6 protein-coding genes are annotated in these 14878 nt (G+C 36.5%); all 6 read right to left on the bottom strand.

From position 1 onward, the window contains the following. Positions 1–15: 15 nt before the first annotated feature. On the bottom strand, positions 16–2397 hold the full coding sequence (locus ACFS6I_RS05505) for an ABC transporter permease (RefSeq protein WP_380918696.1): 2382 nt from the start codon (positions 2395–2397) through the stop codon (positions 16–18). 124 nt (positions 2398–2521) lie between these two features. Beyond that, the gene (locus tag ACFS6I_RS05510; protein WP_380918698.1) at positions 2522–4894 is read right to left on the bottom strand and encodes an ABC transporter permease; all 2373 of its coding nucleotides are present in this window, start codon (positions 4892–4894) and stop codon (positions 2522–2524) included. Between the two features lie 164 nt (positions 4895–5058). Further along, positions 5059–7464: an ABC transporter permease gene (locus ACFS6I_RS05515; protein WP_380918700.1), complete on the bottom strand. Its 2406-nt coding sequence runs from the start codon at positions 7462–7464 to the stop codon at positions 5059–5061. Between the two features lie 54 nt (positions 7465–7518). Further along, positions 7519–9924 carry an ABC transporter permease gene (locus ACFS6I_RS05520; protein WP_380918702.1) on the bottom strand — a complete coding sequence of 802 codons (2406 nt, stop codon included), beginning with the start codon at positions 9922–9924 and terminating at the stop codon, positions 7519–7521. Positions 9925–9969: 45 nt separating this feature from the next. Beyond that, positions 9970–12369 (bottom strand): ABC transporter permease, encoded by a 2400-nt coding sequence (locus tag ACFS6I_RS05525; protein ID WP_380918704.1) that lies wholly within the window; start codon positions 12367–12369, stop codon positions 9970–9972. A 70-nt stretch (positions 12370–12439) separates the two neighbouring features. Then, a complete protein-coding gene (locus ACFS6I_RS05530; RefSeq protein ID WP_380918706.1) occupies positions 12440–14839 on the bottom strand; it encodes an ABC transporter permease in 2400 nt (799 codons plus the stop codon). Between the last annotated feature and the right edge of the window lie 39 nt (positions 14840–14878).

The raw sequence follows: 14878 nt of genomic DNA on the forward strand, positions 1-14878 counted from the left end.
ATGAAAAGGTCGTAACTATTCGTCTCTTAAACTATTTGCAGGATTGATAATTGCAGCCTTAATCGATTGAAAACTAACAGTAAGTGCCGTAATGAGCAATGTGAGAATACCTGAAAATAAAAATATAGATATAGGTAAATTAGTTCTAAAGGCAAACCCCTGAAGCCAGTCATTTGCGAAATATAAAGCAAGAGGGATAGCAATAACATTTGCAATAATGACTAAGATGAAAAACTCCCGATTCAGCATTTGTATAATGTGGAAAACCGTCGCACCTAGCACCTTTCTAATCCCAATTTCCTTTGTTTTTACTTGCGCGGTGTAAGTACATAAACCTAGAAGACCTAAACAAGATATTAAGATGGTTATGACTGCAAAGAAGTTAAATATGGTACCCTGTTTTTGTTCACTCGTATATAGTTTTTGATAGCTTTCATCCAGGAAATTATAAGTGAAAGGCATGTCATTATAGTATTGCTTCCAAATTTTTTCCATAGCGCCTATAGCATCAACAGTTTTATTTTCATTCGTTTTTATATAAAGCTGCCGAGAATTTTTTGGATTAAACTTAAAAACAATAGGTTCAATCTTCTGACGAACACTAGCGTAGTTAAAATCTTTCACGACACCAATAATAGTTCCAGGTACAGTTCGGATTCTCAAACGGGTGCCAATAGGATTTTTTAACCCCATCTCTCTAACAGCCGTTTCATTTAGGATAAAATGCGTAGAGTCCGCTAATGAGCCCGTAAAGTTTCGTCCTTCTATTAGTTTTATCTTAAAGAAATCGAGCGTATGCTGATCTGAATGCGTGATATTAAACCAAAGATTTGACTTTGCAGGTTTTCCTTCCCAATCGTTATCTCCGGTAGCATCACCGCCGTGTATCATATCACGCCCCAGTCGTATTACATCATTTATTCCTTCGCTTTTTATCAGTTCATTTCTGATGGCATCAAAATGTTCGCCCATTTTTGATCCCATAGGAACCGCGAAAATATGGCTTTTTTCGTAGCCAAGATTTTTGTCGCGGATAAACTCTAATTGACGACCAATGACAATTGTCATGGTTATCAAAACAATAGAAACCGTAAACTGCAATACAACCAATACTTTTCTCGAACTAGATTTTTTCATTCCCAGATTACCTTTTAGGACTTTGATAGGATCAAAAGTTGATAGCAGTAATGCTGGATAGATGCTCACTAAGAGAAGTGTTCCAATCAGTAAGATGAAAATGTAGACCCATAAATTAATACTGGCGAGATCCAATGTTATTTGTTTACCAGAGAAGTTATTAAAAGAAGGGAGAAAAATAAAAACGACCGTTATCGCAATGGTTACTGCAAAAAGAAACAATAATGTAGTTTCTATGATAAACTGTAAGAAAAGTTCCTTTTTGCCAGCTCCAATAATTTTTCGAATTCCGACCTCTTTGGCCCGATTTAAAGAACGTGCAGTTGAAAGATTAATATAATTAATACTCGCTATTGCTATAATCATCAGTGCAACTCCCATAAAAATATGTACAGCGCCGATTCCTCCATCACTACCATCCATGTGGTATAAATGAATTTTAGATAAGGGCTGTGCTACGTAAGGTACAGGTGTATCTTCTGGTTTATTGCGTTCATGTATCTGTTGTAACTTTTTGGTTAAAGCAGTGAGGTTCGCTTGGGGAGTTAGCAGTAGATAAGTTTCAAATGAAAAACTGGACCAATCCATATCCATGGATGACAAATATGTTTTGTTGTCATAAGTGGTTTTATTTTTTACGTACGCCTGCTCATTAAACCTAGAAAGGGGAAGAAGTACCTGCAATTGTAAACTTGAATTTTCGGGATAGTCTGCGATAACACCCGATACCACACAAAGTTCATCTACACCTATGGTCACAGTTTTACCAATGGGGTCTTCATTTCCAAAATAACGCTGGGCAGTAGTTGCTGTGATGATAATAGAATTGTTGTCGGGAAAAGGCAACTTTTGATTGCCTTGAACCAAAGGAAAATTAAATACAGAAAAATAGCTCGGATCTACAAAAGCAAAGCTTTTTTCGATAAATATTTTCTCTTTATATTTGATGGGACCATCTCCTATTTTGAGGATACGTACGGCGTCTTTTACTTCCGGAATCTCTTTTTTTGCAAAAGTACCAACAGGAGCAATGATATTCTCAAATATTTTTTTAGTTATTCCAGTTCCGCCCTCAATACCAATTTTATAGATCTGACGCTCATTGTCATGAAATCTGTCAAAAGACAGCTCATCCTGAATCCAAAGTAAGAGGAATATCCCTACGACTAATCCAGCCGACAATCCTAAAATATTAATGCCTGTATAGAATTTATTAGCGAAAATACTTCGCCATGCGATTTTTATATAATTCTTTATCATGATTGAGGTGATTGTCAGCGGTTAGATTTAATTGGTTTTCGTTAATATAGAAAGCCATCGATTTTACAAATCGACGACTTTCATTTTTCACACTTAATACTTAACTTAATAACACATTTGTTAATTATTCATCTCGTAGGCTATTGATCACATTTACTTTTGCAGCTCGAATGGCTTGATAACTGATGGTCAATCCTGCAATTAATAGCGCTATACTTGCGCCGATTAAAAATATCCAAACATTCAATTCTGTTTTAAAACTGAAATTAGCCAGCCATTCATTTGCAAAATACCAGGCAAGGGGACTTGCAATTAAAATAGCGATGATGAGTAAGCTCACAAACTCTTTTCCTAATAACTGAACAATTTGTGGTATGCTAGCACCTAAGACTTTGCGGATTCCGATTTCTTTTACTTTAGTTTGTGCCGCATTGGTGGCCAAAGCTAAGAGACCAAGTGAAGAAACGAAAATAGCGATCGAAGCAAAGATGTTGAAAAGCAATCCTGTACGTAAGTCCGATTTATACATCTTATCAATTTTACTATCCAAAAATGTGTATTCGAATGGCCTTTCCGAAGGATAGCTATTGTAAATCGTTTTTACTTTCTCAATTGCTTTTTGAGCATTTGAAGCAGTCGTTTTAACATATAAGGTGCCAGAGAAGCGATGTGTCCAAAACACCATTGGACCAATCGGTTTTTTAAGATTATTGAAGTTAAAATCCTTGATGACACCAACCACCGTTCCGGGGACTTCATGCAATGACATTTGCGCGCCAACATATGGTTTTTTCAGTCCCATTTGTTTGGCCATGGTTTCATTGATGATATAACTTGAAGAGTCTGCTGGAGTACCTTTGATGTTACCGCCCTCTACGAATTTCATACCCATTAAAGGAATAAAATTTTTATCAATCGTAGCGCGTCCAACAATGAGTGTGTAATCTTTTGGACGATTTGGCCAATCGATATCCCCAGTAGAATTACCATAGCTCATAGGATCATAAACACCATTGATGGAGTATGCAGTGATAGCGGGATCTTCTGCCAATTTAGTTTCTACTGTAGATTTATTTTCTATAGAGCCTTCATTAAGTGAGACCGTAAAAATATACGAGGTATCATATCCTAAGTTATAATTACGGATGTATTTCATCTGTTTTTGAATAACTAGAGTGCAGATAATTAGAATGATGGATGTCGCATATTGAAATACAACCAGGCCTTTTCGGAAGATACTATTTGTGGGTTTGGATGATTTGCCTTTCAGTGCCGCAATTGGCTTAAAAGATGACAGTTGTATGGAAGGATATATACTGGACAATAAAACAGTCAGTAACAATGCAGATCCAATTAAAAGCCACAACGCTGGATTTTGCAGGTCAAATACCATTGATTTACCCGAAATACTGTTATATGCGGAGAATGATAGCATCACCCAGATACCTGCAGCAAAAGTTGCTAAGGTAAATGTTAGGAAGGTTTCGGCCATAAACTGAAAAAACAGTTGCTTGCGGCTAGCGCCTACAATTTTTCGGATGCTTACCTCCTTAGCGCGATCCATAGCCCGAGCTGTAGCAAGATTAACATAGTTGATAGCTCCAATAAAAAGTAGGAGTAAAGCTACTGCACCAAATATCTGCACCATACGCAAGGCCGATTTATTTCCATCAGGAGCAATTAAATGTTTATCAGCTAGTGATCCAAGTTTAAAAGTAGTTTTTGTATTTCCATTACGAGCCTTGATGAAGCTGTTATTAATTTGAGCAATTGCCTGATCAGGGTTTGATTCGGAACGTAATTTTATGTAGGTGTCAAAATAATAATTACCCAGATCCTCATCAATTGTTTTCCAGACGCCATTTCCTCCATTTTCAGTAAATGATTTTGCAAGGAAGCTCATTGGAAAGATAATATCGTATTTTAAAGATGAATTTTGTGGCATATCTTGAAATATACCTGTCACTAGGAAAGGAGTTTTCCCCAATAGTAGTGTTTTTCCAATTGCATCCTGACCATTAAAAAGTTTTTTATTCAGCGTTTCGCTAATCGTCACTTCATCTAGAGAAGTCAGAATATTAGGCTTACTGGATTGAAGTAGTGGAAAGGAAAAGAATTTGAAAAATGTACTGTCAGCATAGGCTATAGCTAGTCCAGTGTAGACATCTTTTTGCCCCTTTAAGCTAATGACTCCTGAATCTTCTCCTACTAACCTAACCGAAGATTCAATGGCAGGAACATCTTTTGCATAAAATCCGACCGGACCAGGTGTACTATTGGAAATTTGTTCCTTATCTCCATCTTTCCAGATGTTATGTACATTATATATCTGTTTATAATCTTTATGGAAACGATCAAAACTGATTTCGTCCTGTACCCATAATAAGATCAAGATTGCTGTAGCAATACTGATCGAAAGTCCTAAAATATTGATTGCGGTGTAAAACTTGCTTTTTTTTAGATTACGCCAGGCAGTTTTAATATATTTAAAAATCATAAAGGTTTTGCTTGATTATATTTTGTTCCTTTTCTAATTTTAAAGTCCAATCCCTAAGCCATTATTTTAATAGTCTTATATATAGGTGTTTAGGTTATTTTGTATGCTCGCATAAGTGTACGTTTCCGAACAGTTGGCGTTCGCAAACGTACAGGTATACTAAATTACTGATCTCTTAAACTATCAACAGGATTTGCCTTTGCAGCTTTTAAAGCTTGATAACCGACAGTTGCTAAAGCAATGAACAGCGCACTCAGTCCCGCTATACCAAACATCCACCATTGCATATCAATGTGATACGCAAAATTATTGAGCCACTTACCCATTGCCCAATAAGCTAACGGTATGGCAATACACATGGCTATAATAACCAGCTTGATAAAGTCAAAAGATAATAATTGTATAATTCCAAAAACACTAGATCCGAGGACCTTACGGATGCCAATTTCTTTGGTGCGTTGTTGTGCGGTGTAAGTCACAAGTCCCAAGAGCCCTAAGCAGGCAATAAAAAGGGCAAATCCTGAAAAAGTAGTGAAAATTCTTTGGAAACGATAATCCGCTTCATATTGACGTTGAAAACTCTGATCTAAAAATGTATAATTAAATGGAATATGAGGAGCGAGGCCTGTCCAAGTTTTTTCGATGCGGGCAATAGTTTCAGGAAGATTAGCCTGTTGCAATTTAATCGTTATAAATTTGCTGCTCCACGGTTCTAAGCGTAAGGCAAGTGCTTCCACTTTATTATGTAACGATAAATAGTTGAAGTCTTTTACGACACCAATAACCTGTCCCTCTTTACCCCATTGTGCAAAACGTTTTCCAATAATATCCTGTGGATTGCTATAGCCCCAAAGTTTAGCTGCAGCTTCATTGATAATCATGGAGTGCGCACTGTCGGCAGGAAAATCTCGGGAATACGCTCTTCCTGCAACCATTTTAATACCCATATTCGGGATAAAATCAATATCAACCTCAAAGAGAGCGGGAGCCAGTGGCACCATTTTTCCTTCGGTAGATTCTATTTCTGTACCTGCATTAGGGAAAAATGCGCCGGGAACACTGCGTGATGAGGATACAGCAATGACGTCCTTGTCTCTTTTGAACGTATTTTTAATCGATTCCAAATTCTTGTTGATCTCATTATCAAAATTATAATCGATAACCAGCATCTGATCTTGTTGAAAACCAAGATTCGTATGTTGCAGGTGATGCAATTGTGAAAAGACAATACACGTTCCTGCAATAAGTACAATGGATAAACCGAACTGAAAGATCACTAATCCCTTTCTTAAAAATTGACCACCAGCAGCAGTTTTAAATGTTCCCTTTAAAACTTCAACAGGTTTAAAACGTGCTAAAATAAAAGCAGGATAGCTGGCCGCAATAATTCCGGTTATGGTCACGATACCTAGAAAGATACTGAATGTTGTCAAATTGAATAGACTGCTCCATGCAAAATGTTTCCCTGCAAAGGCCTCCATGGAAGGAAGAAGAATGATGACTAATAGCAAAGCCAGCAGTGCCGCGATAAAAACTAAAGCGAGCGATTCGAACATAAACTGTAGGATCAGGTTACGATGACTGGCTCCAATCGCTTTTCGCACACCTACTTCTTTCGCTCTCTCCATGGAACGAGATGTAGCTAAATTCATGAAATTTACACAAGCTATAAAAAGGATAAATAGACCTATAATGGCAAATATGTACAGATTCTGTACGCTTCCTGTTACACCAGGCTGTCTACCTGCAGTCGAATGCATATAGGCATCTAGCATTGGTTCAAGATTGAAATTATATTTACCCTCTGAAGAAGCACTATACTTTTTGAGAAATTGAGGAATTTTTTTATTGAAATTAGATAGATTAAATTGATCAGAGACCAGCACGTAGGTGTAAAAATCAACGTAGCCCCAACTGTCAAAATAATCTGGCAAAGCTTTTCTGAAGGTGCTCATCGACAACAAAGCATCGAAAGTAAAATGCGAGTTGGTAGGTACATCTTCAATAACGGCAGTTACTTTGTATAGTCCCGGGTCAGCCCGTCCTGCTGCAAGACCGCCTTCTAATGTTTTGCCAATCGGATTTTCATTTCCAAAATATTTTTTGGCTGTACTTGCAGTTAAAACAGCAGTATAGGGTGCTGTCAAAGCAGTTGTTGGATTACCAGCCAGTACTTTCCAGCTAAAAACATCAAATGCAGTTGAGTCCATGAAAAAAACACGTTCTTCCTGAAAAACCTTCTCATTATTCTTTAAAGAAATGGACGTAACTCCTGAAAATTGAACCACATTCTTGACTTCTGGAAAATCAGCTTTTAAAGCTGGACCTATAGGCGCAACACCCCATACATCGTGTCGTATCAGTTTTTCATTTTCTTCAAAAGAATTGATAACACGGTAAATCCGGTCTTTATTTACATGGTATTTATCATAAGATAATTCATCATGAATATATAAGACGATTAATAAACAGCAAGCTAACCCTATGGCTAACCCAACGATGTTGATGGAAGAATAACCCCTGTTTTTCCAAAGGTTTCTCCAAGCGATTTTTATATAGTTCTTAAACATTTTTCTAAAATTTAGATGAGCTATTTTGTGAGCTTTTGATATTTATGAATATTATTATTCATCTTTTAAACTATTAACAGGATTGGCAACTGCTGCCCGTATAGCTTGTGAACTGACTGTAAATAGCGCAATGACGACAGCTAAAAGTCCTGTAATAGCAAACATCCACCATTGAATGTCGATGCGATAAGCAAAATCTTCCAGCCACATGTGCATCATCCACCAGGCAATAGGTGAGGCAATAATGATGGCAATGACCACTAATCGAATAAATTCAAAGGATAGCATACGCGCAATATCAGGCACAGAAGCACCGATTACTTTTCGGATTCCAATTTCTTTTTTACGTTGATGCGTGGTGAAAATCGCCAATCCCAATAATCCAAGGCAGGCAACAAAAATGGTCAGTGACGCAAAGATAGTTAGTAATTGTCCGGTCTTAAGTTCAGATTGATAGGTCTGATTATAACGATCATCAAGAAAAGAATAATCAAAGGGAAGATCCGAAGGGTATGCATGGTAATACTGTTTTATTGTTGCCAGTAATTTTTCCATGTCTGTTGCTTTAGTTTTGATAATCAGATTTCCTGCCTGATCATTCAATACCATAACCAAAGGAGCAATAGTTTCATGCAGCGGTTTAAAATGAAAATCTTCAACAACACCGATCACCTGCAATACTTTATTATCCTTATCGGTTAATGTTCGACCAATGATATTGTCTTTCCAACCTAAATTTTTGGCTGCAGTTTCATTGATCACAACCGATAGGCTATCGTTGCCGTAGGTTGTTGAAAAATTGCGCCCTTCTTTCAACTTCATACCCATGGTAGGAATGTATTGCTCGTCAACATCATAACGGAGAGTTTTTACCCATTGGTTAGGAATCTCTTTTGGATAGATAAAAAAATTGTTATTGTAGGTAGCTCCGGCAGGTAGATAAGACGAGTGTGAAACATTTAGTACACGGCTATCCTGAGTTAGGCGTTCAGCGAAAGCTTTTTCGTTAACCCCTAGAGGCCAGCTTTGAATAATGACAACATTTTCCTTGTCATAACCAAGTTTGATATGACGCATGTAATCCAGCTGACGACTTACCACCACAGTGCTAAATATCAATCCGACTGAAACGATAAATTGAAATATTACAAGACCACTTCTTAATCCCAGGCTATTTCCAGAAACATTGAACCTATTTCTTAAGATCATTATAGGATTAAATGATGATAAGTAAAGAGCAGGGTAGCTACTGGAGAATAAGCCAATAAGTAAACCAAAACCAAGTAATAAAGGAATTGTTGTGATGAAGGATAGCTGTCCGATTTCTAATGATTTTCCAGAAAAGTGGTTGAACAAAGGAAGCGCAAGGAATACAATACCGATAGCCAATAGTAAAGCAATGTAAGTTGTAAGGATACCTTCTGTAAAAAACTGTATCAGCAATTTTTGTTTCCCAGCTCCTAATACTTTTCTTACGCCAACTTCTTTAAATCTTTTAGACCCACTGGCAGTCGATAGGTTCATAAAATTGATCGTAGCAATCAGGAGCATAAAGATGCCGATGACTCCAAAAATATAAAGGTATCTAATATTTCCAGAAGGACTCAGATCATAAACAAAGTCAGAGTGTAGATGGATATCGGTTAAGGGCTGTAGATAAAGTCCGATCTTATTCCCGGTTTTTTTATAGTCCTCATAGCTCATTCCGAAACCTGCCATAAACTGAGGTCCCACATGTTTGTCAAATAAGGTTGCAAGTTTAGTCTCCACCTGTTTAACTGTTACATCTTTTTTTAATAGTGCATAGGTGTAATATTCCGAAGTCATCCAGGAAGTAGATCGTGCATCTTCAAGCGCATCGATGGAAGTGAAAATATCAAAATTAAAATGAGAGTTTTCGGGTATATTTTTCATTACACCCGTTATTTTAAGAATTGTCCCATTTCCCTTTATTGGTAGTTCTTTTCCAATCACATCACTCGTATTGAAATACTTGTTAGCCATTGTTTCAGATATAATGGCAGTATTTGGCTCTGCTAATGCGGTTAAAGGATCACCTTTCAATAGAGGTAATGTGAATATCTTGAAGAAAGATGCATCAACATATGCTAAATTGGCATCGTGAAAAACCTGGTTGCCTATTTGAAATAGCGGAACTCCTCCCATTCGTAAGCGAGCCGTTTCTTCGACATCCGATAATTCAGCTTTCATCGTTGAAGCAACAGGAGGCATTACATGAGCTTCCTTGATATCACCACCCTTTACTTTTCCTTTAAAAACTACGCGTACGATGCGGTCAGACTGTTTATTAAAACGATCAAAGCTAAGTTCATCTGTGATATACAGACTGATGAGTAAGCAGGTCGCAATGCCTAAAGCTAATCCACATACATTGATTAATGAAATAGAAATATTTCGCTTTAAGTTTCTTATTGCAATTTTGATGTAGCTCTTGATCATGGCTGTAATTATTTAAGATGTTACCTGGGTGCTTAAACTTTGTCACTATTCGTCGCGTAAACTGTCAACTGGATTAACGCTTGCTGCTCTGACAGATTGATAGCTCATGGTGATAAATGCTACAAGTAAAGTAATCACTGCAGGAATAGTAAACATCCACCAGCTGAGCGTAATTTTGTAAGCAAAATCATTTAACCATTGATGCATAGCCCACCACGCGATCGGAGAAGCAATTAAAATAGAAATGAAAATCAATTTTAAATATTCTTTGGACAGTAAGCCTACTATACCCGAAATTTTGCTTCCTAGCACTTTACGGATGCCAATTTCTTTTGTTCGTTGAGCCGTTGTGATGGTAACCAATCCAATCAGTCCCAAACAACTTAATAAAATAGTAACAGAGGTAGATAAATTGATTATTTTTGAAAACTTTACATCGTTTTCGTATAGATTTTTTATCTGTTGATCGTAGAATTCATACTTAAATGGTGCATTGGGATAGTGTTTTTTCCATGCTTTTTCAATCTGTTGTAAAGAAGAAGACCATGTTTTTTGATTATCGGGTAATTGGATGCTGATCGTATTTAGTTGTCCTTTTTTGATGGAGGGTCTGAGCTCTAAAGGACCAATCTCACTGTGCATATTTTTACTATGGAAATTATCAATCACTGCAACAATCTGCTTATCCTGATCATCGATTTTTACAAAATTTCCAATAGCTGCAGAAGGCGATTTGAAACCGAGTTTTTCAATAGCCACTAAGTTTAGGGCAATACCTGAAGTTGTATCTGAAAGTTTAATCTCACGGCCAGCTAGTATATGGATATTATATAGGCGAAAATAATCTTCATCAATAAATTTAAACTGATGATCAATTCTCACTTCGCCGGTATCACTTTTTGCAACGATTGAATTGCCCCAATGATCACCGCTCATCGGAAGATGTCCCAAAGCAACCTGTTTGATCGCAGATAAACCTTTCAATTCTTGTTTAAAGGTAAAAGGGTCTGTATCCGAGTTCTGATAACTTTTGGACGGAAGCTGTATCGAAATGATAGCCTCTTGGGTAAAACCAAGTTTGCTGTTTAAAGAATGTTTAAGCTGCATTCCTATTATAAAGGTGGAGACAACAAATATCTGAGCGATCGCAAATTGAAATACAATCAGAATTTTTCGTAGCGATAAGCCCCCCATTTTTACTTTACCACCTCCAGTAATTTTAATGACCTCGGATATTTTGACTTTATTGATCAATAAGGCAGGATACCAGCTTGCTAAAAGCGTGATAACAATCGTGAGACCGCCCATAAATAATAATACAGTAAGATCATCAGCATATCCATACATCTCTTTAGGTATATAAGAACTTAAACTTACTTGGATAAGCTGAACGATTGGCCAGGATAAGAGCAGTGCAAATAAAGAAATGATAAATGTTTCAAGAAAAAATATAAACGTTATTCTTTTTTGACTTTCTCCTAGTGTTTTTCTTATACCGATCTCTTTTGCTCTATGCGGAACTTGTGCTGTTGTCAGATTAATATAGTTTATGCAAGCAAGCACCAATAAAAACACACCTATACCGATAACACCATACATTGTTTTTTTGTCGCTACTTTTTTGTGCAAAGGCTGTGAAATGTAATTCGGAGAGAGGAATCAAATTTGATGACATACTAAAGCCATATTTTTTAAACTCCTCATTGGTCATCTCATGGATTTTAGCATCAACCGATTTTAAAATCGGAGCGATAACATTTGCTGATTTTACCTTAATGAACATTTGCCAATTTGAATTCGAATTCGTCCAAGTTGTACTTGTCCAATCTTTTGCCGGGATCTGCATAAATTCTTTACCGATAAAACTACTCGGGTAGGTTAGGTCCTCTACGATTCCAGCAACTGTAAATAAAGTACTGTCGTAGGATAGGGTTTTGCCAATAATATCTGCAAAGGCGTTCTTAGGGAAATACAATTTTGCTCTTGATGCCGTCAAAACCACTTCATTAGGGTTCTTAAATACGATATCTTTATTTCCCTGCAACCAGCGATAATCAGTGAGTTTGAAATAATCTGGTGTAGTTCCAATAATTTCCTTTTGATCTTCGAAAACTAATGCCTTATTATTCGGTAAACTGACCTTTTCAAAATATTCACTGAACACAGGAACAGATAATGCTACATCAGCAAAGTTTTCTTTTACAAAGGCGGGTAATGGTGCAGGAATAGCATCAAAATGATCTGTTTTGTTATTTTCGAGATAGCTCGTGTGGACTTTATAGATCAATTCCTTATCAGGATGTTTTTGGTCAAAACTAAATTCATAATTGACAATACGGAATATCACCCAACAGGCACTGATACCGATGGATAACCCTACAATATTAAGTAAAGTGAAGAGGCGGTTGCGCCATAATTGTCTAAATATTAATTTAAAATTGTTCATTATCTTAAGGTTTATTATTGATTTTACTGACAGAATCAATAGTGTTTTTTAGCATTGAATTAAAATCGGTTTACTCATCTCGCAAACTTTCAACAGGATTTATTAAAGCTGCTTTTAGCGCTTGATAACCTACGGTTATAAACGCGATTATGAGAGCAAATAGGCCGGCAATCGCGAATGACCATAATGGGAATGCAATTCTATCATTGAAATCTTGAAGCCAATGAGAAAATAACCACCAAGCTACAGGTATAGCAATAAATAATGACAGTATAATCAAACTGAGAAAGTGACCGGAAAGCAATTGAACGATTTTAAAAGTGCTTGAGCCAAGTATTTTACGTACTCCAATTTCTTTTTTTCGCTGCTGAGCGGTAAATGCCGCTAAACCAAATAAACCCAGACAAGCAATAAAAATCGTTAAAATGGAAAATGTTGAAATGATATTATTTGTTCGGTTCTCGGCTGTGTAATATTTCTTGATGTGTTCATCTAAAAATTGATAATCAAATGCTGCCTCAGGAACCTGTTGTGTAAATAATTGTTGGATTTGGGTAATATAGGAAGAGACGTTTTGTGTATCATAGCGAACAAGTAAATAACGATAACTTTCATTGGGGTTGCGCATACGGTAATACATATACCCACCAATGGATTCTTTTAAACTGTGAAAGTTAAAATTTCGAACGACTCCTACTATAGTCGTATTTGGAGTTATTTCAGTTGGAATATTTTGTCCTACAGCATCGCTTGGATTTTCATAGCCTAAATAGGCCGCAACTACTTCATTAATCAAAATATAACAGGTAGAATCTGTAGGAGCTAATACTCCCGGCAGATCCTTTCCTGCAATCAGCTGTAGTCCTAGTGTGGGAACTACAGCTCCAAGACTACTTGAAGTATTGATTGGTAGACCTTCATTTGTATCACCTGGTTTATGCATTGTTTTTCCACTTTCACTAAAACCAGGGAATGTTTGTAAAGTAGCGATACTGACAGTGCCTGTTAGCTTTTGAATAGATTCTTTAATATTCTTCAAATTATCCAGAGAAGGTACGGAGCGTATTGGAATCGTAACAACGTTAGTTGGTTGATAACCAAGATCTTTTTTAGAGATATGTCTCATCTGTAGCGAAATAATGATAACGCCAATAATCAATATAATAGAGCAAGTGAATTGAAATATAACCAAACCCTTACGCAGGTATTGAGCAATCTTACCTTGTGTGATGATATTTTTCATAAGGGAAAGGCTCGGAATATTGGCCATCATAAAAGCAGGATAACTGCCCCCTATAAGCGTTATAATTAACCATATAGTCAGGCAGATGCCTATATTTTCTAGGGTAAATAAATGAGGAACAGCGAGACCAGAGCCAATAATGTGATTAAATGTAGGAAGTGCTACAAGAGCCAAAATTATTCCAACAGTAATAGACAAAAATGCAATAATACCTGTTTCAATGTAAAAACGAAATTTAATCTGGTTGCGATGTGCTCCTAAAACTTTGTTAATTCCTACTTCTTTTGCATTTTTTTGCGAGCGAGCTGTCGCAAGATTCATATAATTAATGCACGCAATCATGATAATAAGAAAGGAAAGAAAAAATACTGTTTTAACAGTTTTTATATTTCCTTCTCGAGTAGACATATTATCGCGTAAATCCTGTGATCGTAAATAAACTTGGGATAAAGGTTGTAAGTAAAATTTTGTGAAATATTGATTGTCCTTTGGTACATACTTATCAATAAGGGCTGTTGCTTTTTTTTCTATTTGAGCAGGATCAGTATGAGTGCTTAATAAGCAAAATGTATAATAGCTTGCGTTAGACCAATGCACATTTTTTCCCATCCAAGAATCCATCATATTCAAAAAAATGTCGCCTTCAAAGGAACTATTTTCCGGAAAATCCTGAAACACCCCCGAAATGTTTAAAGTATCTCGCTGATTGATGATTATTTTTTTATCTAAAGCGGGTTCTGTACCAAACATTTTGTTTTTCTTACTCGATGAAATGACAACATTTTTTGGATTTGAAAAGGCAGTAATACTATTTCCTTCTATAAATTCCACATCAAATAAATTAAACAAGGAGGAGTCGGTGAGATAAATATTTTTTTCGATGAAATTATTATCATTAGCACGGACAGAACCAAATCCTGTAAAATCTAGCCTTACCAATCGGGCGGTTGATTTAACTTCAGGAATATCATCTTGCATTGCGGGGCCAACCGCATTAGGAAGATTGCTCCATTTCTCATAATTATTTTCCCCGTTGGACTCCAATAAAACACGATATATATTGGCTTCCTTCTGAAATTGCTTATTAAAACTTAATTCTTGGCGACCATAAGTTATCAATAATATAGCAACGGACAAGCTAATGGCTAGACCAAATATATTCAGAATACTGAAAAAGCGATTTTTCCAGAGACTCCGCCAAGCGATTTTGATATAATTCTTTAACATATTATTTTTATGACACGGACTATTAAAACCGGTAAATGC

It is taken from the genome of Sphingobacterium anhuiense (assembly GCF_042686355.1).
GTDB classification, from domain to species: domain Bacteria; phylum Bacteroidota; class Bacteroidia; order Sphingobacteriales; family Sphingobacteriaceae; genus Sphingobacterium; species Sphingobacterium anhuiense.